Below are 23,588 nucleotides of genomic sequence, written 5' to 3' on the forward strand. Positions count from 1 at the left end.
AGGTCGACGAGGATCGCGAAAACCACACGGTAGGCTCCCTCTCCCTCTGGGAGAGGGCTGGGGTGAGGGCTCGACCTGACGGAACCCGATAGATGTCAACGCAGCGGCGGCTGTTCCCCCAGCGGCACCACCGCCATGGTCAGGCGCGACACGCAACTGGCCTTGCCTTCGTCGCTGGTCAAACGGATGTCCCAGACATGCGTGGTGCGGCCGATATGAATTGGCGTGGCCACCGCCGTCACCCTTCCGCTACGCAAGCCGCGCAAGTGGTTGGCGTTGATCTCCAGGCCGACGCAATAGAATTTGCTGGCATCGATGCACAGATAACTGGCCATCGAGCCGACGGTTTCCGCCAGCACCACCGATGCGCCGCCATGCAGCAGACCGTAAGGCTGGTGGGTGCGATGGTCGATGACCATGCTCGCGGTCAGCGACTGTTCGTCGAAGGCTTCGAAGCGAATATCCAGCACTTCGCCAATGGTGTTCTTCTGGATTGCGTTCAACTGTTCAATGTCGGGAGTAGTACGCCACAAGCTCATCGCAGACTTCCTTTGTTGTTGTAATCGACGCTCAATCCTGCCACAGCACTGCCTCGCTGCGCGCGCTCCATTCTTCGAAACGCTCGCCGTAGCGGTCTTCGATGACGTTGCGTTTGATTTTCAGGGTCGGCGTGAGGAAGCCGTTGTCCACCGCCCAACTGTCCTTGACCACTACCAGTCGGTGCAGGCGTTCGTGCTTGTCGAGGGCGGCGTTGACCTCCTCCAGCAATTTTTCCAGGCTCGCGTGCAGGCTGGCACGAGGCTCTTGCTGATTGACCGCCGACAGCACGCACAACCCCAGCGGTGCACTCAGGCCATCGCCCACCACGCATACTTGTTCGATGCGTGAATGCACGGCCAGACGGTTTTCGATCGGCGCCGGCGCGACGTATTTGCCCTTGCTGGTCTTGAAGATTTCCTTGAGTCGCCCGGTCAGGCGCAGGCGCCCTTCGCTGTCCTGCTCGCCCTTGTCGCCGGTGCGCAGAAAGCCGTCGGCAGTCAGCGTCTCGGCAGTTTTCTGCGGTTCCTTGAAATAGCCGAGCATGTTGGCCTGGCTGCGCACCTGCACTTCGCCGGACTCATCGATGCGCACCTCGACTTCCGGGCACGGCTGGCCGATCCAGCCCTGTTTGTATCGCCCCGGCAGACAGATATGCGAATAGCCGCAGCCCTCGGTCATGCCGTACACCTCCAGCACATCGAGGCCAAGTTTCTGATACCACGCGAGCAAGGTCTGCGGCACCGGCGCGGCACCGGACAACGCCACGCGCAAGGCATCCAGGCCGAGCCCGGCCAGCACCTTGTGGCCGACCCGCTTGCCGATGAAGGGCAACCCGAGGAGGAAGTCCAGACGCTGCGCCGGGATCTTGCTGTACACACCCATCTGGAATTTGGTCCAGATACGCGGCACGCCGAACATTGCCGTCGGCCGCGCGCGCTGCAGATCGGTGATGAAAGTCTCGAGGCTTTCGGCGAAGAAAACGGTCTGGCCGGTATAGATCGATGCCAATTCGACAAACATGCGCTCGGCGACGTGGCACAGCGGCAGATACGACAGCAGCCGATCGTTCTCGTTGAGCCCGAACAGCTGCGTGCCGCGACTGGTGGCGAAACCGAGATTGGCGAAACTGTGCATCACGCCTTTAGGCAGGCCGGTGGTGCCGGAGGTGTAAATGATCGTCGCCAATTGCTCGGCGGCGGGACGTGGATCGTCCTGGATTGGCGAACAGCTCTGCAGATCCGCCCAGCTGTAATCGAACTCGCCCGGCGGATGCAGTGGCAGGCTGATGGTCGGTAAACCCGTCGGCACGCCTTGCGCCATGCCTGCCCAGTCATCCAGTTTGCCGATGAACGCCAGCGCACTTTCCGAGTGAGTCAGCACCTGCGCCACGGACTCGGCGGTGAGATTGGGGTACAGCGGCACGGACACATGCCCGGCCATCCAGATCGCCAGGTCGGCGATGATCCAGTGCGCGCAGTTCTTCGAGATCAGGGCGATATGGCTGCCGGGCGGCAACTCCCGCGCCCGTAACCAGTGCGCCGCGCAGCGGGCCTGATGGCCGACATCGGCCCACGTCAGCGTCTCGACCTGACCGCCGCCGATGGGCTGCACAAGAAAGCGCTGGCGCGGGTGCCGGGCTTCCCGTTCGTAGAACACGTCCAGCGGCAAACGGAAGGCGGCAGACATGCGACTCGCTCCTGTTTTTTTGGTCTGGAGCAAGCGTAGTCAACCAAGCAAGTGCTTGGTTGGAATTTTCAAACAAATAATTTCATGGGTTGGCAGAAATCAATGTGGGAGCGAGCCTGCTCGCGAATGCAGTATGTCAGCCCCAAAAAAGGGTGAATGACACGCCGCCTTCGCGAGCAGGCTCGCTCCCACAGGGATATGGCGTTAAGGGTGCTTGAGGCTGTTGAGCTTCATCGAGCCAATCAGCAGTTCACTGTGCTCAAGCTCCGCCAGCCCCGCCGTACTCACCCGCTCCGGCGGATGTCCGGCGCCGTGCTGCAGATAGCTGAGCAGATTGCCCACCAACGGGTTGTGGCTGACCAGCAAAACATTACTGACGGACACCAATTGCTCGGCGACCTTGTCCGGATCGCTATCCGGCGTCAGCCACTCGACCGTGCGAATCTCCGGCTCGAAACCCAATGCGTCGCGCACGATCTGCGCGGTTTGCTGCGCGCGCAGATAAGGGCTGGCGTAAATCGCCGTCAGCGGCTGGCCCATGAGATGCGCGGCGCTGCTCAGGACTTCTTTACGACCATGCTCGGTCAACTCGCGCTCGGAATCGATCTTCGAGTGAGGCACCGCCTCACCATGACGCAATACCCACAGTTTCATAGTTTGGGCTCCTCATCGCGCACCGGATGCGCGGCCGGGGCGACAGTGTGCGGCGCTTCACCTTCCGGGGTGCGCGGCGCCGGCCAGTCGGCGAACGGCCAGGGCTTCTGGTCACTGTGAAACGTGCCGAAGCGGCCAATCTGCGCGAGGAACTGGCTGAGGCTGTCGCCGAAATTCATCAGGCTGGCGCTCGGTGCGCCGTAGATCAGGCGGTAGATCAGTTGCACCAATACCACCGCGCCGAGGATGAACTGCGCGACTTGCCAGACCAGCAGATAAACGATCATCCACAACACCCGCAGGAGGATGGATTCGTACTGGGTTTCGCTTTTCGGATCGCTCATGGCTTGCTTCCTGTCCGTGTAACAGCTGAATCAGTTGAAACCGCTGGTGGAAATAAAGTCGACGTCGGTTTTCGGCTCGGCACGCATCAGTAGACCGATCACCTGCTCCAGCGTGCGTCCTTCGAACAGGATCGCATGCAGCCCGGCGACCAGCGGCATGTACACGCCGACTTCCTGGGACTTGGCCTTGAGCACCTTGAGGGTGTTGACCCCTTCGGCGACCTCGCCGAGACGCGACACCGCTTCGTCAAGGCTCAAGCCCTGACCGAGGGCGAAGCCGACCTGGTAGTTGCGGCTCTTGGGCGATGAACAGGTGACGATCAGATCGCCAACCCCGGCCAGACCAAGGAAGGTCATCGGGTTGGCGCCCTGATTCACGGCGAAGCGGGTCATCTCCGCCAAGGCGCGAGTGATCAGCATGCTCTTGGTGTTCTCGCCCATCTCCAGCGCCACCGCCATGCCGGCGATGATCGCGTAAACGTTTTTCAACGCACCGCCCAGCTCGACACCGAAACGGTCGGCGCTGGCGTAAACGCGGAAGGTGCGCCCGTGCAGGGCGGCTTGCACCGCTTTGCACAGTTCTTCGTCTTCGCTGGCGACCACCGTGGCGGTCAGCGCGTGCTCGGCGATTTCCCGCGCCAGGTTCGGCCCGGACAACACGCCGATCCGCGCCTGCGGGGCGATCTCTTCGAGAATCTGGCTCATCAGCTTGAAGGTCTGCGCTTCGATGCCTTTGGTCAGGCTGACCAGCATCTTGCCGCTCAAGCGCTCGGCGTGGGCGGCGAGTACCGTGCGCAAGGCGCTGGATGGCAGCGCGACAAAGCACAGATCGCAGGCATCGAGAGTGGCCTGCAGGTCGGTGACAGCGGTCACCCCCGGGAGAATCTTGATGCCTTTGAGGTAACGCGGGTTTTCGCGGTTGACCCGGATGGCCTCGGCCTGCTCGGGGTCACGCATCCACTGAAGGACTTGATGGCCGTTCTCGGCCAGCAGATTGGCCACGGCGGTACCAAAACTTCCGCCTCCCAGGACCGCAATCGGGCGCTGTTCAGTCATATGCAATCCGTTAATCCATACCAGTGGCGATGCCGGGCATTATACGGGGCGACCCGGTGGCGGCCAGCCCCAGCAACAATTACCGACATTTGTAGGAAGAAGACCAATAAAACCTAGGAAAATGCCTGCAACGTCACTGGAAAAGTCGCAGCCCTCGGTTAACATGCGCGCCAATTCTTCTCTCTGCAGGCTGTGTCGTGTTTTCTGGCCCTCCTTCCCCGCGCTCGCCCCTGTTACTCGCGCTGATGTTCAGCCCGCTGGTGCTGGCGGACGATCTGTTCGTCGACAGCCAGACGCTGCCGCCGGTGCTTACGGCCACGCGCCTGAAGCAGACCCCGGCCGAAGTACCGGGGAGCATGACCGTTCTCGACAGCGAATTGATCAGCGCCAGCGGCGCCCGCGACATCAGCGAATTGCTGCGACTGGTACCGGGGATGATGGTTGGCAGCATCAACGGCAATCAGCCGGCGGTGAATTACCACGGCACCAACGCCAGCGAAGCACGGCGCATGCAGGTGTTGATCGATGGCCGTTCGGTGTATCGCGCCGGGCTGGCGACGGTGGACTGGAGCGATATTCCGGTCGCGATGGAAGATATCGAGCGGATCGAGGTGTTTCGCGGTCCGAACACTGTCAGCTACGGCGCCAACGCATTGATGGCGGTGATCAACATCATCACTCGCCACCCGGCCGACAGCCACGGCACGCGCCTGAAGATCACCCGTGGCCAGCGTGGCATCAACGACTTTTATGCCAGCCAGGGCACCGGTTGGGATGGCGGCGATCTGCGCCTGTCGCTGTCCGGCCAGGAAGACGACGGTTTCGACAGCGACCGTAACGGCGCCGATTATCGCGACAGTCGGCGCTTGAATCGTCTGAGTCTGGCGATCAGCCATGATCTCAATGAAGATCAAAGCCTCGACTGGCAGCTCAACGCCAAGGACGGCAGCAATCAGCGGCCTTATACCTACCGCCCGGTGTTCTCTGGGATTACCGACGCCGGGAACAATTCCGACGTGGTGGCCAAGGATTACGCCGGTTCGGTGCGCTGGAACCTCGACATCAATCCCGAACACAGCCTCTATGTGCAAGGTTCGGCGCAGCACTGGGATCGCCAGCAGGTCTGGCGCGCCTGCGATGCCGAAGTGTCGTTCAGTCCTGAACTGACGCAGCTGTGGCAGCTCAACCCGAATTACACCGAACGGCTGGCGCGCAACATCACCCGGTTCACCGGCCCCGGCGCGGCGCCCGGCACGCCGCAGGAAATGGCGCTGGCCAATCAAGTGCTCGAGCAATGGCGCAACGGCGCCAGCCAGACCTTGTGCGGCGATATCGACCAGAGCGCCCGCGAGTCGCGTTACGACCTCGAACTGCAGGACACCCTCAGCCTGGCAGACAGCCTGCGTCTGGTCAGCGGCCTGAATTACCGCTACGACCGCGCCGACTCCGAAACCTACTTCAACGGCACCCTCGACGACACCACCTGGCGCGCCTTCGGCCAACTGGAATGGCGCGCTACCGAGCACTGGCTGGTGCAGGGCGGTGCGATGTTCGAAGACACGCAACTGATCGGCAGTTCGCTGACCCCGCGCTTCGCGGTCAACTACCTGATCAACCCGCGTCACGGCCTGCGCGCGGTGTACTCGGAGGCGATCCGTTCGCCGGACATGTTCGAAAACAACGTCAACTGGAGCTATCAGGTCAGCAACCTGCGACCCTCGGCCTATGGCCAGTCGTCGGCGCGTTATTTCGTCAAGACCCGCGGCCCCGGCGATCTCGATCAGGAACACATGCGCTCGCGGGAATTGGGCTACAACGGCTACTTCGCCGAGCTCGGACTGGCCGTCGACGTGAAGCTGTTCTACGACGAAATCACTGGGATGATCAGCGAGCCGCTGCGCAACAATCAGTACATCGCCAGCAATGCCAACAGCTCGCGCTTTCGCGGCACCGAAACGCAACTCGACTGGCGCCTCAATAGCGCCGACCGTTTGCGTTTGACCTACGCCTTCGTCGACGCCGAGGCGAGCAATCCGCTGGATCAGCAGTTGACCTCGCGCAACAGCGGTTCCGCCGGTTGGCTGCGCAATTGGGGCCATGGCTGGAACAGCGCCCTCTTCTATTACGGTGACAACGCGCTCAACGGCTATCGCTTCGAACGCGTCGACACGCGCATCGCCAAACGCATCGCCATTGGCAAAGCTCAGCTGCAATTGGCCGGCGTGCTGCAACAGCGCCTCGATCATCAGCCGAATACCTTCTTCGACAATAATTACGATGAACGCCGGGTAATGTATTTCAGTGCCGAGCTGGAGTTCTAGGATGCGCAACGGCCCGTCACGGAAGACGCCAACCCTTGGCCACTGGCTGGCGGGGCTCTGCCTGTTCTTGACCGCGTGGCTGCACGGGGTCGCGGTGCAAGCGGCGGATATTTTGTTGACCGGCGCCGAGGAAAGCCCCGGCGTGCAGGCTTTCGTACAAGCACTGAGTGAACTGCGCCCGACCGACAATGTGCGGTTCCAGCCGCTGGCCAGTTTGCCGGCACCGGGCAAATTACCGGCCAGTCTGCGCTTGATTCTGCTCGACCTGCCCAGCCTCGACTGGCGTCTGCAAGACTCACAAGGCCCATCGACACTGGTGTTGCGCATCAGCCGCTTGCAGGCGCGCCAGCGTTTCGCCGATGCCCAACCGGCGCGCCTGAGTCTGCTCTGGAGCGACCCACCGCTGAGCCGGCAATTGCAACTGATCCGGCGGATCTTGCCGCAGGCCCGGCGGGTCGGTGTGCTGTTCGATGAACACGGCGAGTTCCTGCTCGACGAATTGCGCGTGGCTGCGCGGCCATTGAACCTGGAGATTGTCAGTCAGCGCTGGGACAACATTCACGACAGCCGTCCGCTGCAAGCGGTGCTGAAAAGCAGCGATGTCTTGCTCGGCCTCGACGATCCCGACCTGTACAACTCGCAGACGGCGAAAAACCTCCTGCTCAGCAGCTACTCGCGTCAGGTTGCGCTGATCGGCCCCAACATTGCATTCGTTCGCGCTGGCAGCCTCGCCAGTACCTACAGCGACCAGAGCGACTGGCTGGCGGTCCTCGACCATTTGCTCGATCAGCCCACCAGCGCCTGGCCGCGAGCGCTTTACCCCGCTCGTTTCAAAGTCTCAAGTAATACGCAGGTGGCTCGTTCCTTAGGCATCGAACCGTTGAATGAAGCATCTGTCGCCAGTGCCTTGGCCGAAGGAGAGCGCCGCCCATGAATTTTCGCCGCCGTTGGGACATCAACACCCGCACGCAGATGATCAGCCTCGGCCCGGCGCTGCTGCTGACGCTGCTGTTGATCAGTTTCTTTACCTTCGTCCGCATCCAGGATTTGCGTCAGGAGCTGAATCACACCGGCCAACTGATCGCCAACCAACTCGCCCCGGCCACGGAATACGGAGTGATCTCCGGCAACAACGAAGTGCTGGAAAGCCTGCTCAAGGCGACACTCGCCACGCCCAACGTGCGTTTTCTCGAAGTGCAGGACAGCGCCAACCGGATTCTGGTGTATGTCGAACAACCGGCCGACAGCCACAGTCGCCCGCATCAGGTCGAAGTGTTCCAGGCCCCGGTGCGTCTGCAACGGATCGCCTTGCACAACGATTTTTTCCAGGACGGCAAGGTCAGCAACAGCGCCGCCGGCGAGGATTATCTCGGGCGAGTGATCGTCGGGCTGTCCAATGACGCTTTCAGTCAGCGCCAGCAGGAGATCCTGTTCAAAGCCGGGGTTCTCGCGCTGTTCGCCCTGCTCTTCACCTTCGTCGTCGCCCGTCGTCTGGCCGGCAGTCTGTCGCAGCCGATCCGTGATATTGGCGATGCGGTCAAGGCGATTCAGGAAGGCGACTACAAAACCCCGCTGCCGATTGTAGATGACACTGAATTGGGTGCGCTGTCGCAGCACATCAATAACCTCGCCCAAGCGCTGGAGCAGGCCAGTCGCGAACAGCAGCAAGCGATGGCGCAACTGATCCAGACCCGCGAGGAGGCGGAAAAGGCCAACAACGCCAAATCGGATTTTCTGGCGATGATGAGCCATGAACTGCGCACGCCCATGAACGGCGTGCTGGGCATGTTGCAGTTGCTTGAAACCACCGAGATGACCGAGGAGCAGGTCGAATACGCCGCGCTTGCTTCGGAGTCGACCGAGCACTTGCTCAAGGTCATCAATGACATTCTCGACTTCTCGCGAATCGAGCGTTCGGAGCTGGAGCTGGAGCACATCCCGTTCAATCTCGCCGAGCTGATCGGCGCCTGCGCGCAATCGTTCCAGCACAGCGCGGTGCAGCGAGGCCTGGCACTGAATCTGCGCATTCCCGACGACATGCGCGGCTTGCAGGTGCAGGGCGATCCGACGCGGATCCGGCAGATTCTGGTCAACCTGGTTGGCAATGCCTTGAAGTTCACCGAGCAGGGCCGGGTCAGCATCGAGGCGCAATGGCAGTCGCTGGACCATGAACTGCTGTGGTTCACCTGCTCGGTGCGTGACAGCGGCATCGGCATTTCTTCGGAAAGTCTGGAGCTGATGTTCAATGCCTTCCAGCAGGCCGACAGTTCGATCTCCCGTCGTTACGGTGGCACCGGTCTTGGTCTGCCGATCGCACGGACTCTGGCCGAACGCATGGGCGGTACGTTGCGCGCGCAGAGTGAGGAAGGACGCGGTTCGGTATTCACTCTGGAAATTCCATTGGCGCTATATAAGCAGGCAATGCCAGCGCTGGCCGCGCCGCGAGCGCCGAACGGTAGTGGTCAGGGTGAAGGACGCCATGTGTTGCTGGTCGAAGACAACCCGGTCAACCAGACCGTGATCGAAGCGATGCTGCGCAGTCTGGGTTTTGCCGTCAGTGTGGCGACCGATGGCGCGCAGGCGGTGCGCAGTGCCGAGGGCAGCGAGTTCGAAGTGATTTTGATGGACTGCCGGCTGCCGATCATCGACGGCTACGAGGCAACACGGCAGATCCGCGACCTGCCCGGACGCCGCGATGTGCCGATCATCGCGCTGACCGCCAACGCCTTGCAGGGCGATCGCGAAACCTGTCTGGCAGCGGGGATGAACGATTACCTGGCCAAGCCGTTCAAACGCAATGACCTGCAGCAGATTTTGCAGCGCTGGGTGTCGTAGTGTGGGCCTTTCGACCATCTGCGACTGGCGTGAAAAGCGAAAGTGCGGCAGTCTTAGGCACCCGAACGAGCCCCAAAAGGGGCTTGATTAAAAATTTCAGTGCACAAGTGTACATTCATGTCCTTGGTGCTGTGACTTTCACCACAACGCAATAGTCTATGAGTAGGCTGCCGGTTCGAGGCATGAATGCCTTGAACGGTCGGGAAGATCTGCCCCACCTGCCGCATGGGATTATTGAGGAGCTCGCATGACCAAACAAAACGCCTTTACTCGGGAAGACCTGCTGCGCTGCAGTCGCGGTGAGCTGTTCGGCCCAGGTAACGCGCAACTGCCCGCCCCGAACATGCTGATGGTGGATCGCATCACCCATATCAGCGAAGAAGGCGGCAAGTACGGCAAAGGTGAATTGGTCGCCGAGCTGGATATCAACCCTGACCTGTGGTTCTTCGCCTGCCATTTCGAAGGCGATCCGGTGATGCCGGGCTGCCTGGGTCTGGATGCCATGTGGCAACTGGTCGGCTTCTTCCTGGGCTGGCAAGGCCTGCCGGGCCGCGGCCGTGCGCTGGGTTCGGGCGAGGTGAAATTCTTCGGTCAGGTGCTGCCGACCGCCAAGAAAGTCACTTACAACATTCATATCAAACGCGTCCTCAAGGGCAAGCTGAACATGGCCATCGCCGATGGTTCGGTCAGTGTCGACGGACGCGAAATCTACACCGCCGAAGGCCTGCGCGTCGGCGTGTTCACCTCCACTGACAACTTCTAAGGGTTATTCGCATGCGCCGCGTCGTTATCACTGGTCTGGGCATCGTTTCGTGCCTGGGCAATGACAAAGAGACCGTCTCCGCTAACCTGCGTGCAAGCCGCCCTGGCATCCGGTTCAACCCGGAATATGCTGAAATGGGTCTGCGTAGCCAGGTTTCCGGCTCCATCGACCTCAACCTTGAAGAGCTGATCGATCGCAAGATCTATCGCTTCGTCGGTCATGCAGCGGCTTACGCCTACCTGGCCATGAAAGACGCCATCACTGACTCCGGCCTGACCGAAGAGCAAGTGTCCAACCCGCGTACCGGCCTGATCGCTGGTTCCGGTGGTGCTTCCACGCTGAACCAGATGGAAGCGCTGGACATCCTGCGCGAGAAAGGCGTGAAACGCGTTGGCCCGTACCGTGTAACGCGGACCATGAGCAGCACCGTTTCCGCTTGCCTGGCCACGCCATTCAAGATCAAGGGCCTGAACTACTCCATCGCTTCTGCCTGCGCCACCAGTGCTCACTGCATCGGTACCGCCATGGAACAGATCCAGATGGGCAAGCAGGACATCGTCTTCGCCGGTGGCGGTGAAGAAGAGCACTGGAGCCAGTCGTTCCTGTTCGACGCGATGGGCGCCCTGTCCAGCAAGCGCAACGACACCCCGGAACAAGCTTCCCGCGCCTACGACAAGGACCGCGACGGTTTCGTCATCGCTGGCGGCGGCGGCATGGTTGTCGTCGAAGAGCTGGAACACGCTCTGGCCCGTGGCGCGAAGATCTACGCCGAGATCGTTGGCTACGGCGCAACGTCCGACGGCTACGACATGGTTGCCCCGAGCGGCGAAGGCGCGATCCGCTGCATGCAGCAGGCGCTGTCCACCGTCGACACCCCGATCGACTACCTGAACACCCACGGCACGTCGACTCCGGTCGGCGACGTCGCGGAAATGAAAGGTGTGCGTGAAGTGTTCGGCGACAAGGCTCCAGCGATCAGCTCGACCAAGAGCCTGTCCGGTCACTCCCTGGGCGCCGCCGGCGTGCACGAAGCGATCTACTGCATGCTGATGATGGAAGGCAACTTCATCGCCAGCTCCGCCAACATCGACGAGCTCGACCCGGAAGTGGCCGATCTGCCGGTGCTGACCAAGACCCGCGAGAACGCCACCATCAACACCGTGATGAGCAACAGCTTCGGCTTTGGCGGCACCAACGCCACGCTGGTACTGAAGCGCTGGGAAGGCAAATAATTCCCCGCTGCTGAGCCACACATGAAAACGCCCCGACTGGTTCGGGGCGTTTTTTTTGCCTGAAAATTAGCTAGGACACCGCTGATCTAGATCGTTCCCACGCTCTGCGTGGGAATGCAGCCCGTGACGCTCCGCGTCACTGGACGCGGAGCGTCCCCAGAGGCATTCCCACGCGGAGCGTGGGAAGGATCAAATTGCGTACCCTCAAGATGAAACTTCTGTCATGAAACTTACCGCCCTGCGACCGAATGTCGCGGTTTACGCGGCCTGCAGCTTTGTTGCGAATTCCGCAACAACACCTTGCGCCAATCGGCAGTTTACTTAGCTGACTAACAAATCCTATAACAGAGTCCTGCACACGCCTTGGTGCAGTAACTTGAGATCTGGAGCTAGCAGATGACTGTAAAAGTAACTGAACGCGACGATTCACACATGTCCCACGAAGGCCTGGCCGCCGGCATCCGTATCTGGGATGTGCATCAACAAGACTTGCTGGTCGGTATGTTTCACAACGAGATCGATGCCCACAACTACAAGGCTGAACTGGAAGTGCAGGAACAGCAAAGAGAACTGAAGTCCGCCTGAAACAACACAGCATTTGAAAACGACAAACCCCGCCATGAGCGGGGTTCGTCGTTGTTACAGCCGTGGATTTACCACATCAGATCGTCAGGGATCTGGTACGCCGCGTACGGATCGTCCTCAGCGTTGACCTCTTCAGTCTGCACGTTGAGCTGGACGATGCGCTGCGGGTCGCGCTCCTGGATCTTCAGCGCAGCTTCACGGGGGATCACTTCGTAGCCGCCGTTGTGGTGCACGATCGCCAGCGAACCGCTGCTGAGCTTGTTGCGCATCAGCGTGTTGACCGATATGCGCTTGACCTTCTTGTCGTCGACGAAGTTGTAGTAGTCCTCGGTGGTCAGCTTGGGCAGACGCGAGACTTCGATCAACTGCTTGACCTGCGCAGCGCGGGCCTTGGCCTCGGCCTTCTCCTGCTGCTGACGGTTAAGCTCCTGGTCGCGCTTGACCTTCTCGGCCATGGCTTCCTGGGCGGCGCGCTGCTGCGAATCGTCCAGCTCGGCCTGGCCTTTGTGAGCCAGGCGCTGTTGCTTCTGCTTGTCTTTGCTGACCTGCTTGGCCTGCTTTTGGTTGACCAGGCCTGCTTTGAGCAACTGGTCGCGAAGGGAAAGGCTCATCAATGCTTACTCACTTGGGCAACGGCTCAGCCGCAGCTGGGCTCATTCTTTTCCTGGCGTTTGGCTTCGCCCCACAGGGCGTCCAACTCTTCGAGGGTGCAATCTTCCATGGGACGGTGGGTGTCGCGCAATGCCTGTTCGATAAAACGGAAACGTCTTTCAAACTTGCCGTTGGCGCCGCGCAAGGCGGTTTCCGGATCGACCTTCAGATGCCGGGCCAGATTGACCACGGAAAACAGCAGATCGCCGATCTCGTCGGCCACCGCCACCGGATCGTTTTCGGACATGGCTTCGAGCACTTCATCGAGCTCTTCGCGAACCTTGTCGAGCACCGGCAAAGCGTCCGGCCAGTCGAAACCGACCTGCCCGGCGCGTTTTTGCAACTTGGCCGAGCGCGACAGTGCCGGTAAGGTGGCCGGCACGTCGTCGAGCAAGGACAACTGCTCGGGCGCCGAGGCTTTCTCGGCACGCTCTTCGGCCTTGATCTCTTCCCAGCGCTGCTTGACCTGCTCTTCGCTCAAGCGCGGCACGTCGAGCGGCGCGTACAGGTCGCCCGTCGGGAACACATGCGGATGACGGCGGATCAGTTTACGCGTGATGCTGTCGATCACCCCGGCAAATTCGAACCGCCCTTCTTCCTTGGCCAACTGGCTGTAATACACCACCTGAAACAACAGATCGCCCAACTCGCCTTGCAAATGGTCGAGATCGCCACGCTCGATGGCATCGGCCACTTCATAGGCTTCTTCGAGGGTGTGCGGGACGATGGTCGCGTAGGTTTGCTTGATGTCCCACGGACAACCGAACTGCGGATCGCGCAGACGGCTCATCAAGTGGAGCAGGTCTTCGAGGCTGTACATCATTTTTCTGTCTCACCACAAAACCATTGTGGGAGCGAGCCTGCTCGCGAAAGCGCTGTGTCTGCAACAAAGATGTCGACTGACACGCCCTCTTCGCGAGCAGGCTCGCTCCCACAGGGAACAATCAATTGCATCACGGGGTACGGTTACGCCGCGTTTCGATGATGTTCGGCAATTGCGAAATCCGCCCCAGCAGCCGCCCCAGCGCATCCAGACCGGGGATCTCGATGGTCAGCGACATCAGCGCGGTGTTGTCTTCCTTGTTCGAGCGGGTGTTGACCGCCAGCACGTTGATGCGCTCGTTGAGCAGCACCTGCGAGACGTCACGCAGCAGCCCGGAACGGTCGTAGGCGCGGATGATGATGTCCACCGGATAGGTGAGCACCGGCACCGGCCCCCAGCTGACCTGGATGATCCGCTCCGGCTCGCGCCCGCCCAGTTGCAGCACCGAGGCGCAGTCCTGGCGGTGAATACTCACACCACGGCCCTGGGTGATGTAACCGACAATCGCATCGCCCGGCAGTGGCTGGCAGCAACCGGCCATTTGCGTCATCAGGTTGCCGACGCCCTGGATCTGGATATCGCCGCGCTTGCCCGGCTTGTAACCGGTCGCCTTGCGCGGGATCAGTTCCAGTTGTTCGTTGCCGCGCTCCGGTTCGACCAGTTGCTGCGCGAGGTTGACCAGATGCGCCTGACGCAGGTCGCCGGCACCGAGGGCGGCGAACATGTCTTCGGCGGTTTTCATGTTGGCCTTTTCGGCCAGCTTGTCGAAATCCACCGCCGGCAGGCCGAGGCGATTGAGTTCGCGCTCGATCAGGGTTTTACCGGCCGCAACGTTCTGATCGCGAGCCTGCAGCTTGAACCAGTGAACGATCTTCGCCCGCGCGCGCGAGGTGGTGACGTAACCGAGGTTCGGGTTCAGCCAGTCGCGGCTCGGCGTGCCGTGCTTGCTGGTGATGATCTCGACCTGCTCGCCGGTCTGCAGGCTGTAGTTCAACGGCACGATACGCCCGTTGATCTTCGCGCCCCGGCAGTTGTGGCCGATTTCGGTGTGCACCCGATAGGCGAAATCCAGCGGCGTCGCGCCTTTCGGCAAGTCGATGGCGTGTCCGTCGGGAGTGAAGATGTAAACGCGATCAGGCTCGATGTCGACGCGCAACTGTTCGGCCAGACCGCCGATATCACCCAGTTCTTCATGCCATTCGAGCACCTGACGCAGCCAGGAAATTTTCTCTTCGTAATGGTTCGAGCCGGATTTGACGTCGGTGCCCTTGTAGCGCCAGTGCGCGCAGACGCCAAGTTCGGCTTCTTCGTGCATGGAGTGGGTGCGGATCTGTACCTCGAGGACCTTGCCCTCCGGGCCGATCACCGCCGTATGCAGCGAGCGGTAGCCGTTCTCTTTCGGGTTGGCGATGTAGTCGTCGAATTCTTTCGGGATGTGCCGCCACAGGGTGTGGACGATACCGAGCGCGGTGTAGCAGTCGCGCATTTCCGGCACCAGCACGCGCACAGCGCGAACGTCATAGATCTGGCTGAATTCCAGACCCTTGCGCTGCATTTTGCGCCAGATCGAGTAGATGTGTTTCGCCCGGCCGCTGATGTCGGCATCGACACCAGTGGCCTGCAGTTCGTCCTTGAGCTGGGTCATCACATCGCTGATGAAGCGCTCGCGATCCAGCCGCCGCTCGTGGAGCAACTTGGCGATCTGTTTGTATTGATCGGGTTCCAGATAACGGAAGGACAGGTCCTCCAGTTCCCATTTGATGTGACCGATGCCGAGGCGATGCGCCAGTGGCGCATAGATGTCGAAGACTTCGCGAGCGACGCGGTTGCGCTTTTCATCGTCGGCGGTTTTCACCGCACGGATGGCGCAGGTGCGTTCGGCCAGTTTGATCAGCGCAACGCGCACGTCATCGACCATGGCCACGAGCATCTTGCGCAGGTTCTCGACCTGCCCTTGGGTGCCCATGACCATCGATTGCCGTGGGCTGAGACTGGCGCTGATGGCCGCCATGCGCTGCACGCCGTCGATCAGCTTGGCCACCACCGGACCGAAGCGCTGGCCGATGGCCGCCAGCTCGATCTGGCCTTCGCGCACGCCGCGATACAAAACGGCGGCGACCAGCGAATCCTGGTCGAGCTTGAGGTCGGCGAGGATCTCGGCGATCTCAAGGCCAGTGCTGAAACTGCCGGAGCCTTCGGCCCACAGATTCTTCTTCGCGTTGGACTGCTGTTCGGCCTCGCGAGCGAACTCGCAGGCCTCTTTCAAGGCCTCGCGATCCAGTGCCAGATCGACACTGACCGCGTGATCGAGCCAGGCCTCGAGATTGATACTGCCGTCGGTGTTGATCGGCTGGTGTGCTCTCACCTGTACCATGCTGCTTTACCTTCCCTACGACGCAGATTCAATGCGTCAAATCGCTGATCCTCAGTGTCCGTTCGCGCTCGCGGGGCTCAGGCGAGCGCTGCGCGGACAGATCAGACGGATTCAGACGAGCCGTCCTGGCTCGCTTCAAATAACGCCATGGCCTCGACATGTGCCGTCTGAGGAAACATATCGAGAATCCCGGCACGTTTTAACCGGTAGCCCTGCTTGATCAATTCCTGCGTGTCGCGCGCCAGCGTGGCCGGGTTGCACGACACATATACCAACCGCTTGGCACCCAGGGTCGCGAGCTTGCGCACCACCTCGAAAGCACCGTCACGCGGTGGGTCCAAGAGTACCGCAGAAAAGCCGTTTCCGATCCACTGGGCATCGGTCAAAGGCTGGGATAAATCGGCTTGAAAAAACTTTGTGTTATGCAAATTGTTACTGATGGCATTTGCAGCGGCACGCTCGACCATGGTCTGCACACCCTCCACCGCCACCACTTCACGGACGCGTTTGGCCAGCGGTAGCGCAAAATTTCCCAACCCGCAAAACAGGTCGAGCACGCGTTCTTCAGCCGTCGGTTTAAGCCAGTCCAGCGCCTGGGCGATCATCGCTTCGTTGACCCCGGCGTTGACCTGAACGAAGTCACCCGGCCGGTACGCCAGCTCGAGATCCCACTGTTCCAGGCGATAGCCGAGGCTCTGACCGGCTTCGACCGGTTGCGGTTCACCTTCGCCATGCAGCCACAACTGCGCTTCATGGAACTGGCAGAAATCCTTGAGAATGGTCAGATCCGCTTCGGACAACGGCGCCATGTGCCGCAGCAATAGCGCCAGAGATGAGCCGCTGAACAACTCGACATGGCCCAGCGCCTGCGGTTTGCTCAAGCGCCGCAGCATCTCTGGCAAGCGGGTCATGATCGGTTGCAAGGGCTGTACCAGCACCGGGCATTCGCTGATCGCGACGATGTCCTGACTGCCGGCAGCGCGGAAACCCACTTCGAGTTTTTTTGCCTTCATGTCCCAGCGCACGGCGATGCGCGCGCGCCGACGGTAACCGAATTCCGGGCCGCTCAGCGGCGCCGCCCACTCTTCAGGTTCGACTCCGGCCACCCGCGACAATTGCTCGGCGAGCATGCGCTGTTTCAGGGCGAGTTGTTCGTCGTGGGGCAAGTGCTGAACGCTGCAACCGCCACAACGGCCGAAGTGCGCGCACGCTGCCGGACGACGCAATTCGCTGGCAGTGAATACCCGTTCGGTACGCGCCTCGACCACTTTGCCGTGGGCGCCGAGCACCCGTGCTTCGACCTCTTCACCGGCAAGGGCGCCGAGGACGAACCAGGTTTTGCCTTCAAAAAATGCGATACCGCGACCGTCATTGGCCAGGCGTTCGATACTCAAGCGCTGCTTTTTGCCGGTCGGGATCTGTGGCGCCTTGCTGCCGCCGGTGGGCTGGAAGCGCAGGCCTCTCTCGTGTTTGGCCATCAGTTCGGCGCGTCGAAAATGCCGGTCGACAGGTAACGGTCGCCACGGTCGCAGATGATCGCGACGATCACCGCATTTTCAACTTCTCTGGACAAGCGCAGCATCGCTGCCACCGCACCGCCCGAGGACACGCCGCAGAAGATGCCTTCTTCGCGGGCCAGGCGCCGGGTGACGTCTTCGGCTTCGCTTTGCGCCATGTCGACGATGCGATCGACGCGGTCAGCCTGATAGATCTTCGGCAGGTATTCCTGCGGCCAGCGGCGTATGCCGGGAATGGCCGAGCCTTCCATCGGTTGCAGACCGACGATCTGCACGCTGTCGCTCTGCTCTTTGAGGTAGCGCGACACGCCCATGATGGTGCCGGTGGTGCCCATCGAACTGACGAAATGGGTGATGCTGCCCTGGGTCTGACGCCAGATTTCCGGGCCGGTGGTGGTGTAGTGCGCTTCGGGGTTGTCGCCATTGGCGAACTGGTCGAGCACCTTGCCACGGCCTTCGGCTTCCATACGCTGGGCCAGATCACGGGCGCCTTCCATGCCCTCTTCCTGAGTCACCAGAATCAGCTCGGCGCCATAAGCAGTCATCGCCGCTTTACGCTCGGCGCTGGAGTTGTCCGGCATGATCAGGATCATCTTGTAACCCTTGATCGCAGCGGCCATCGCCAGCGCGATGCCGGTGTTGCCGGAGGTCGCCTCGATCAGCGTATCGCCGGGATTGATCTGCCCGCGCAACTCGGCGCGAGTGATCATCGACAACGCCGGGCGGTCCTTGACCGAACCCGCCGGGTTGTTCCCTTCGAGCTTGAGCAAAAGGGTGTTGCTGGTGGCGCCGGGCAGGCGCTGCAAACGCACCAGCGGCGTGTTGCCGACGCAATCGGCGATGGTTGGGTACTGCAAGGTCATGGCGTATTCGCAATCCAGACGTGCGGGGGCGCCTATCATACCGGCAAACCCGCGCAGGCCATATCACGCAAAGTGCGGTGCTTATGGTTTATGGGAATAAGCAAATAAAAGTCGCGCCAGTGGTGCGACTTTTATTTGAGTAACACTCAGTTCTTGTGGTGATGCTTGAATTCGCGAGCAGGCTCGCTCCCACAGGGGATGAATTTTGCTTATGCGATCTGCGGTGAATGCACAGCCATTGTGGGAGCGAGCCTGCTCGCGAAGGCGTCCGCATGGGCGACGCCATCATCCGCCAGCAAGCGCAAATTCAACCGCAGCCCCGCCCCGGTGTTTTGCGCCCAGAGCAACCCGCCCTGGCGCTGCACCGCATTACGCGCAATGCTCAAGCCCAGGCCAAAGCCACCATCCCCGGGTCTCGATCCGTCCAATCGAATGAACGGCGAAAAGATCCGCTGCAGATCTTCGTCAGCCACGCCGCCGCCCTGATCCTCCAGCCACAAATGCCAATACTCGCCATCGCGCCGTGCATCTAGCCGCACGATGCCGCCCTCGGGCGAGTGACGAATGGCATTGCGCAGGATGTTTTCCAGCGCTTGCGCGAGGGTATTGAGGTTGCCGCGCACCCAACACGAAGCTTCGACCGAGCATTGCAATTGCAGGCTCGGCCAGCCGCTTTCATAACAGGCGTTGTCGGTGAGCATTTCCCACAGTGCCTGAATCTGGATCGCTTCATCCGGCAACGGCGAGCGGTCGGTGTCGAGCCAGGCCAGTTGCAGGGTGTCTTCGACCAGCCGCTGCATGCCGTCGACCTCGCGGCCGATGCGTTCGCGAAGCTGCGGCAGACCTTGTTCGCTTTCGCTGGCCACACGCAGACGGCTCAGCGGCGTGCGCAGTTCGTGGGACAAGTCGCGCAATAACTGCTGCTGCAAGGCGACCGTGGTTTGCAGGCGCTCGGACATGGAATCGAAGGCCCGCGCCAGCTCACCGAGTTCATCCGGGCGCTGGGTGATGCCGCTCGACAGGCGCACGTTCAACTGATCGGCGCGCCAGGCGTTGGCCTGTTCGCGCAGGTTGTTCAGCGGCACCACCAGCAGGCGATACAGGCCGACACAGAGCAACAGGGTGAACAGCCCGGGAATCACGCCGTTGGTGATCACCCGCCAGAACACCCGGAACTTGCCCGGAACAAAGCGCTCGGGCAACTCGATGACCAGAATGCCGGCGGCCGGATCCTGCGGGAACGGTACCCGCAGCCAAGGTCGGCCCTTCTTGTGGATCGGCCAGTCGAGGCCGCGCAAAAAGGTAAGGTGCTGCACCTCCGCGGCGTTCAACGGCTGGCTGCTCAGCGACTGCAAATCAGCGCCGATCACCCCGACCCAACTGGCCTCGCGCAATTCCATGCTTTGCAACCAGTCATGGACGCCATTGCGCCCGCCGCGCTGCCACGCCTGTTCGGCTTGCGCGGCGTAACGGCTGAGGGTGCTGCGGGCGTCACTGGAGAGGAACTGATTGCGCTCCTCCATGTAGCGGCCCCACGACCAGCTCAGCCAGATCATCAGCAGACAGAACGCCACCAGCAGGCACGCCAGTTTCCAGAACAGCGAATGCCGCCCCGGCAGCTCAGACAGTTTCATCGGCGCCACTCAAGACATAGCCCTTGCCCCACACCGTGCGCACTTCGCGCTCGGTGTAACCGATGGCTTTGAGTTTGCGGCGGATCTGGCTGATGTGCATGTCGAGGCTGCGGTCGTGCGCCGCAAAGCCGCGTTGCAGGACGTGCTGATAAAGGAAGGCCTTGCTCAACACTTCCTCGGTGTTGCGGTGCAGGGTTTCCAGCAGACGGAATTCGCTGCGGGTCAACCCGGCCGCTTGCTCGCCGAAGAACACGTCGCAGTGTTCGTCATCGAAACGCAGGGTGCCGCTGACCACCGCAGCGGTAACCGCAGGCGGGCGCCGATCCAGCGCCACCCGGCGCAGGATCGCTTCGATGCGCACATGCAGCTCGGCCATGCTGAACGGCTTGGGCAGATAGTCATCGGCACCGAGGCGGAAACCGCTGATGCGATCGGCCTCGGCACCCAGCGCCGACATCAGCAGCACCGGCGTCGAATGGCTCTGCCGCAATTGCGTCAACAACTGCAGACCATCGAGCCCCGGCAGCAGAATATCCATCAGCACCACGTCGAAAGGCTGACGCTGGGCGATGTTCAGACCTTCCTGGCCGTTCTGGCACCAGGTCACCTGAAAACCGCTGCGGCCCAGATGCTCGTGCACATACGCGCCGAGGACCGGGTCGTCTTCAATGGAAAGGATGCGTGGCTGGCCAACGGAAACAGGAGTCATGAGTATCTGCAAGTAATTCTCAGTTGGCGGATTATTCAAGATTGTCCGACAGCGGGCAACACAAGCTTGGCCTGTCGGACGAACGAGTGCGTCGGCGGCGCTGCATTTTCCGCAAGATTGCCCGCCTGCAAATCGCTACACTGCGCCCATGTCGCGTGCCGGATGCACGCATGTGTCAACAGATCAGCGGGATGCGGGAGATAGGCGTGCTCAAGAAACTGGGAATCAAAGGTCGCGTGCTGTTGCTGACCTTGTTGCCGACCAGCCTGATGGCGCTGGTGCTGGGTGGCTATTTCACCTGGACGCAGCAGACCGACCTGCACAGCCAATTGATGCAGCGCGGCGAAATGATCGCCGAGCAACTGGCGCCGCTGGTGGCGCCGGCGATGGGTCACGGCGACGCCGATCTGCTTGAACGCATCGCCACCCAGTCCCTTGAACAACCCGACGTGCGCGCGGTGACCTTCCTCGCGGCGGACCGCTCGCCACTGGCCCACGCCGGCCCGACCATGCTCAATCAAGCGCCAAGCGGCGACAGCGCGCTGCTGCAACGACGCAGCGGCAATGACGCGACGCGCTACCTGATGCCGGTGTTCGGCAAGCATCGCAACCTCGCCGGCGAAATCATTCCCGAAGAATCCGAACGCCTGCTCGGCTGGGTCGAGCTGGAGCTGTCGCACAACGGCATGTTGCTGCGCGGCTATCGCAGCCTGTTCGCCAGCCTGCTGCTGATCGCCGCCGGACTTGCCGGCGCCGCCCTCCTCGCGTTGCGCATGGGCCGCACCATCAACCGTCCGCTGAGCCAGATCAAACAGGCAGTCGCGCAGCTCAAGGACGGTCATCTGGAAACCCGCTTGCCGCCCCTCGGCAGCCAGGAGCTGGACGAACTGGCCTCGGGTATCAACCGCATGGCCGGCACCTTGCAAAACGCTCGCGAAGAATTGCAGCACAGCGTCGATCAGGCCACCGAAGACGTGCGGCAGAATCTGGAAACCATCGAGATCCAGAACATCGAACTGGACCTGGCACGCAAAGAAGCGCTGGAAGCCAGTCGGATCAAATCCGAATTCCTCGCCAACATGAGCCACGAGATCCGCACGCCGCTGAACGGCATTCTCGGCTTCACTCACCTGTTGCAGAAAAGCGAACTGACCCCGCGCCAGCTCGACTATCTGGGCACCATCGAAAAGTCTGCCGACAGCCTGTTGGGAATCATCAACGAGATTCTCGACTTCTCGAAGATCGAGGCCGGCAAACTGGTGCTCGATCACATTCCGTTCAACCTGCGCGACCTGCTGCAAGACACCCTGACCATTCTCGCCCCGGCCGCGCACGCCAAGCAGCTTGAGCTGGTCAGTCTGGTCTATCGCGACACGCCGCTGTCGCTGGTCGGCGATCCGCTGCGCCTGAAGCAGATCCTCACCAATCTGGTCAGCAACGCGATCAAGTTCACCCGCGAAGGCACCATCGTCGCCCGGGCGATGCTCGAAGACGAACACGAAGACAGCGTGCAACTGCGCATCAGCATTCAGGACACCGGCATCGGCCTGTCGAATCAGGATGTCCGCGCGCTGTTCCAGGCTTTCAGTCAGGCCGACAATTCGCTGTCGCGCCAACCCGGCGGCACCGGGCTGGGGCTGGTGATTTCCAAGCGCCTGATCGAGCAGATGGGCGGCGAGATCGGCGTCGACAGCACGCCGGGCGAGGGCTCGGAATTCTGGATCAGCCTGAGCCTGCCCAAGACTCGCGACGACGCCGAAGACCTGCCCGCCGCGCCATTGCTCGGACGCCGCGTGGCAGTACTGGAAAATCACGAACTGGCGCGTCAGGCCTTGCAACATCAGCTGGAAGACTGCGGACTGCAAGTTACGCCGTTCAATACCCTGGAAAGCCTGAGCAATGGCGTTACCGGCGCGCATCAGACCGATCAGGCGATCGATCTGGCGGTGATCGGCATCACCAGCAACGACATGCTCCCGGAACGTTTGAATCAGCACATCTGGGACCTTGAACATCTGGGCTGCAAAGTGCTGGTGCTGTGCCCGACCACCGAACAGACGCTGTTTCATCTGTCGGTGCCCAACCCGCACAGCCAGCTGCAAGCCAAACCGGCGTGTACGCGCAAGCTGCGCCGAGCGTTGTCCGATCTGGTCAATCCGCGCCAGACCCGCAGCGAACCGGGCGAGCCGCTGTCCAGCCGTGCGCCGCGCGTGCTGTGTGTCGACGACAACCCGGCCAATCTGTTGCTGGTGCAGACCCTGCTCGAAGACATGGGCGCTCGAGTGCTCGCGGTCGAAAGCGGTTACGCGGCCGTCAAAGCCGTGCAGAGCGAATCTTTCGACCTGGTGCTGATGGACGTGCAGATGCCGGGCATGGACGGTCGCCAGACCACTGAAACCATTCGCCAGTGGGAAAGCGAGCGGCATTGCACGCCGCTGCCGATCGTCGCCCTCACTGCCCACGCCATGGCCAACGAAAAACGCGCGCTGCTGCAAAGCGGCATGGACGACTATCTGACCAAACCGATCAGCGAGCGGCAACTGGCGCAGGTGGTGTTGAAGTGGACCGGGCTGGCCCTGCGCAATCAGGCGCCGGAGCGCAACGGCGACAGCGCGGCGAGTCAGCAGGAACTGCCGGTGCTCGATCACGAAGAAGGCTTGCGCCTGGCGGCGGGCAAAGCGGATCTGGCGGCAGACATGCTCGCCATGCTGCTGGCCTCGCTGGAAGCCGACCGCGAAGCGATTCGCGCCGCGCGTGACAGCCACGACCAGAATGCCCTGCTTGAACGCGTGCACCGCTTGCACGGCGCGACCCGTTATTGCGGCGTGCCGCAACTGCGCGCCGCCTGCCAGCGCAGCGAAACCCTGCTCAAGCAGGACGATCCTAAAGCCGCCGCCGCGCTGGATGAACTGGAGCGCTCGATCAATCGACTCGCGGCGCAGGCGCGCATCAGCGCCTGATCCACGGCAAGGCGCTGCACACGCAAAGCGCTACAGTTGTC

19 protein-coding genes are annotated in these 23,588 nt (G+C 61.5%); 7 read left to right on the plus strand and 12 right to left on the minus strand.

Features of this window, described 5'->3' with window-relative positions; translation table 11 throughout:
- Positions 1-95: 95 nt before the first annotated feature.
- The 5 genes from AB9L16_RS18800 to AB9L16_RS18820 form a co-directional block, all read right to left on the minus strand.
- Positions 96-539, minus strand: coding sequence for a hotdog fold thioesterase (locus AB9L16_RS18800; protein WP_016773655.1), 444 nt, complete (start codon positions 537-539; stop codon positions 96-98).
- Between the two features lie 31 nt (positions 540-570).
- Entirely contained in the window at positions 571-2,226 is a 1,656-nt protein-coding gene (locus AB9L16_RS18805) for an AMP-binding protein (RefSeq protein WP_375122542.1), read from the minus strand.
- A gap of 204 nt (positions 2,227-2,430) precedes the next feature.
- Complete coding sequence (gene sixA / locus AB9L16_RS18810) at positions 2,431-2,880, minus strand: phosphohistidine phosphatase SixA (protein WP_150637596.1); 450 nt, start codon at positions 2,878-2,880, stop codon at positions 2,431-2,433.
- Positions 2,877-3,224, minus strand: coding sequence for a DUF4389 domain-containing protein (locus AB9L16_RS18815; protein WP_041479590.1), 348 nt, complete (start codon positions 3,222-3,224; stop codon positions 2,877-2,879). Before AB9L16_RS18815 ends, sixA begins: the two co-directional genes overlap by 4 nt.
- 30 nt (positions 3,225-3,254) lie before the next feature.
- Positions 3,255-4,280 carry an NAD(P)H-dependent glycerol-3-phosphate dehydrogenase gene (locus tag AB9L16_RS18820; RefSeq protein ID WP_024013958.1) on the minus strand — a complete coding sequence of 342 codons (1,026 nt, stop codon included), beginning with the start codon at positions 4,278-4,280 and terminating at the stop codon, positions 3,255-3,257.
- A 245-nt stretch (positions 4,281-4,525) separates the two neighbouring features.
- Here AB9L16_RS18820 and AB9L16_RS18825 point away from each other — a divergent pair, with 245 nt between their 5' ends.
- From AB9L16_RS18825 to AB9L16_RS18850, 6 genes are all read left to right on the plus strand, one after another.
- Positions 4,526-6,601 carry a TonB-dependent receptor plug domain-containing protein gene (locus AB9L16_RS18825; protein WP_375122543.1) on the plus strand — a complete coding sequence of 692 codons (2,076 nt, stop codon included), beginning with the start codon at positions 4,526-4,528 and terminating at the stop codon, positions 6,599-6,601.
- Position 6,602: 1 nt separating this feature from the next.
- A complete protein-coding gene (locus AB9L16_RS18830) occupies positions 6,603-7,535 on the plus strand; it encodes an ABC transporter substrate-binding protein (protein WP_305381333.1) in 933 nt (310 codons plus the stop codon).
- Positions 7,532-9,436 carry an ATP-binding protein gene (locus AB9L16_RS18835; protein ID WP_375122544.1) on the plus strand — a complete coding sequence of 635 codons (1,905 nt, stop codon included), beginning with the start codon at positions 7,532-7,534 and terminating at the stop codon, positions 9,434-9,436. The genes AB9L16_RS18830 and AB9L16_RS18835 overlap by 4 nt, the downstream gene beginning before the upstream one ends.
- 247 nt (positions 9,437-9,683) lie before the next feature.
- Positions 9,684-10,199: a 3-hydroxyacyl-[acyl-carrier-protein] dehydratase FabA gene (gene fabA, locus AB9L16_RS18840; RefSeq protein ID WP_024013962.1), complete on the plus strand. Its 516-nt coding sequence runs from the start codon at positions 9,684-9,686 to the stop codon at positions 10,197-10,199.
- A gap of 11 nt (positions 10,200-10,210) precedes the next feature.
- A complete protein-coding gene (gene fabB / locus AB9L16_RS18845; RefSeq protein ID WP_375122545.1) occupies positions 10,211-11,431 on the plus strand; it encodes a beta-ketoacyl-ACP synthase I in 1,221 nt (406 codons plus the stop codon).
- Positions 11,432-11,827: 396 nt separating this feature from the next.
- Positions 11,828-12,016, plus strand: a complete 189-nt coding sequence (locus tag AB9L16_RS18850) for a hypothetical protein (RefSeq protein WP_016773646.1) — start codon at positions 11,828-11,830, stop codon at positions 12,014-12,016.
- Positions 12,017-12,084: 68 nt separating this feature from the next.
- Here AB9L16_RS18850 and AB9L16_RS18855 read toward each other — a convergent pair whose 3' ends face one another.
- From AB9L16_RS18855 to AB9L16_RS18885, 7 genes are all read right to left on the minus strand, one after another.
- Entirely contained in the window at positions 12,085-12,627 is a 543-nt protein-coding gene (locus tag AB9L16_RS18855) for a DUF2058 domain-containing protein (RefSeq protein WP_016773645.1), read from the minus strand.
- 26 nt (positions 12,628-12,653) lie between these two features.
- The gene (gene mazG / locus AB9L16_RS18860) at positions 12,654-13,487 is read right to left on the minus strand and encodes a nucleoside triphosphate pyrophosphohydrolase (RefSeq protein ID WP_024013963.1); all 834 of its coding nucleotides are present in this window, start codon (positions 13,485-13,487) and stop codon (positions 12,654-12,656) included.
- A gap of 133 nt (positions 13,488-13,620) precedes the next feature.
- Positions 13,621-15,864, minus strand: a complete 2,244-nt coding sequence (gene relA, locus AB9L16_RS18865) for a GTP diphosphokinase (protein WP_041479585.1) — start codon at positions 15,862-15,864, stop codon at positions 13,621-13,623.
- Between the two features lie 101 nt (positions 15,865-15,965).
- Positions 15,966-17,342 carry a 23S rRNA (uracil(1939)-C(5))-methyltransferase RlmD gene (rlmD, locus tag AB9L16_RS18870; protein WP_375122546.1) on the minus strand — a complete coding sequence of 459 codons (1,377 nt, stop codon included), beginning with the start codon at positions 17,340-17,342 and terminating at the stop codon, positions 15,966-15,968.
- Positions 17,342-18,244: a cysteine synthase CysM gene (gene cysM / locus AB9L16_RS18875; protein WP_041479583.1), complete on the minus strand. Its 903-nt coding sequence runs from the start codon at positions 18,242-18,244 to the stop codon at positions 17,342-17,344. Before cysM ends, rlmD begins: the two co-directional genes overlap by 1 nt.
- Positions 18,245-18,453: 209 nt before the next feature.
- The gene (locus tag AB9L16_RS18880) at positions 18,454-19,878 is read right to left on the minus strand and encodes a histidine kinase sensor domain-containing protein (protein WP_375122547.1); all 1,425 of its coding nucleotides are present in this window, start codon (positions 19,876-19,878) and stop codon (positions 18,454-18,456) included.
- Positions 19,865-20,587 (minus strand): response regulator transcription factor, encoded by a 723-nt coding sequence (locus tag AB9L16_RS18885; RefSeq protein WP_095181586.1) that lies wholly within the window; start codon positions 20,585-20,587, stop codon positions 19,865-19,867. The genes AB9L16_RS18880 and AB9L16_RS18885 overlap by 14 nt, the downstream gene beginning before the upstream one ends.
- A 206-nt stretch (positions 20,588-20,793) precedes the next feature.
- Between AB9L16_RS18885 and AB9L16_RS18890 the strand changes: the two genes are divergently transcribed.
- The gene (locus tag AB9L16_RS18890; protein ID WP_056788622.1) at positions 20,794-23,547 is read left to right on the plus strand and encodes a response regulator; all 2,754 of its coding nucleotides are present in this window, start codon (positions 20,794-20,796) and stop codon (positions 23,545-23,547) included.
- Positions 23,548-23,588: the final 41 nt, after the last annotated feature.

The sequence above is a fragment of the Pseudomonas sp. LW8 genome (genome assembly GCF_041956865.1).
Lineage (GTDB): Bacteria > Pseudomonadota > Gammaproteobacteria > Pseudomonadales > Pseudomonadaceae > Aquipseudomonas > Aquipseudomonas siliginis.

Excerpts from the sequence above, each read along its gene's own strand:
- fabB (WP_375122545.1), top strand. The coding sequence starts at position 10,211 with ATGCGCCGCGTCGTTATCACTGGTCTGGGCATCGTTTCGTGCCTGGGC.
- AB9L16_RS18830 (WP_305381333.1), top strand. The coding sequence starts at position 6,603 with ATGCGCAACGGCCCGTCACGGAAGACGCCAACCCTTGGCCACTGGCTG.
- AB9L16_RS18885 (WP_095181586.1), bottom strand. The coding sequence starts at position 20,587 with ATGACTCCTGTTTCCGTTGGCCAGCCACGCATCCTTTCCATTGAAGAC.
- rlmD (WP_375122546.1), bottom strand. The coding sequence starts at position 17,342 with ATGGCCAAACACGAGAGAGGCCTGCGCTTCCAGCCCACCGGCGGCAGC.
- AB9L16_RS18850 (WP_016773646.1), top strand. The coding sequence starts at position 11,828 with ATGACTGTAAAAGTAACTGAACGCGACGATTCACACATGTCCCACGAA.
- fabA (WP_024013962.1), top strand. The coding sequence starts at position 9,684 with ATGACCAAACAAAACGCCTTTACTCGGGAAGACCTGCTGCGCTGCAGT.
- cysM (WP_041479583.1), bottom strand. The coding sequence starts at position 18,244 with ATGACCTTGCAGTACCCAACCATCGCCGATTGCGTCGGCAACACGCCG.
- sixA (WP_150637596.1), bottom strand. The coding sequence starts at position 2,880 with ATGAAACTGTGGGTATTGCGTCATGGTGAGGCGGTGCCTCACTCGAAG.
- relA (WP_041479585.1), bottom strand. The coding sequence starts at position 15,864 with ATGGTACAGGTGAGAGCACACCAGCCGATCAACACCGACGGCAGTATC.
- AB9L16_RS18835 (WP_375122544.1), top strand. The coding sequence starts at position 7,532 with ATGAATTTTCGCCGCCGTTGGGACATCAACACCCGCACGCAGATGATC.
- AB9L16_RS18825 (WP_375122543.1), top strand. The coding sequence starts at position 4,526 with ATGTTCAGCCCGCTGGTGCTGGCGGACGATCTGTTCGTCGACAGCCAG.
- AB9L16_RS18820 (WP_024013958.1), bottom strand. The coding sequence starts at position 4,280 with ATGACTGAACAGCGCCCGATTGCGGTCCTGGGAGGCGGAAGTTTTGGT.
- mazG (WP_024013963.1), bottom strand. The coding sequence starts at position 13,487 with ATGTACAGCCTCGAAGACCTGCTCCACTTGATGAGCCGTCTGCGCGAT.
- AB9L16_RS18880 (WP_375122547.1), bottom strand. The coding sequence starts at position 19,878 with ATGAAACTGTCTGAGCTGCCGGGGCGGCATTCGCTGTTCTGGAAACTG.
- AB9L16_RS18805 (WP_375122542.1), bottom strand. The coding sequence starts at position 2,226 with ATGTCTGCCGCCTTCCGTTTGCCGCTGGACGTGTTCTACGAACGGGAA.
- AB9L16_RS18855 (WP_016773645.1), bottom strand. The coding sequence starts at position 12,627 with ATGAGCCTTTCCCTTCGCGACCAGTTGCTCAAAGCAGGCCTGGTCAAC.
- AB9L16_RS18800 (WP_016773655.1), bottom strand. The coding sequence starts at position 539 with ATGAGCTTGTGGCGTACTACTCCCGACATTGAACAGTTGAACGCAATC.
- AB9L16_RS18815 (WP_041479590.1), bottom strand. The coding sequence starts at position 3,224 with ATGAGCGATCCGAAAAGCGAAACCCAGTACGAATCCATCCTCCTGCGG.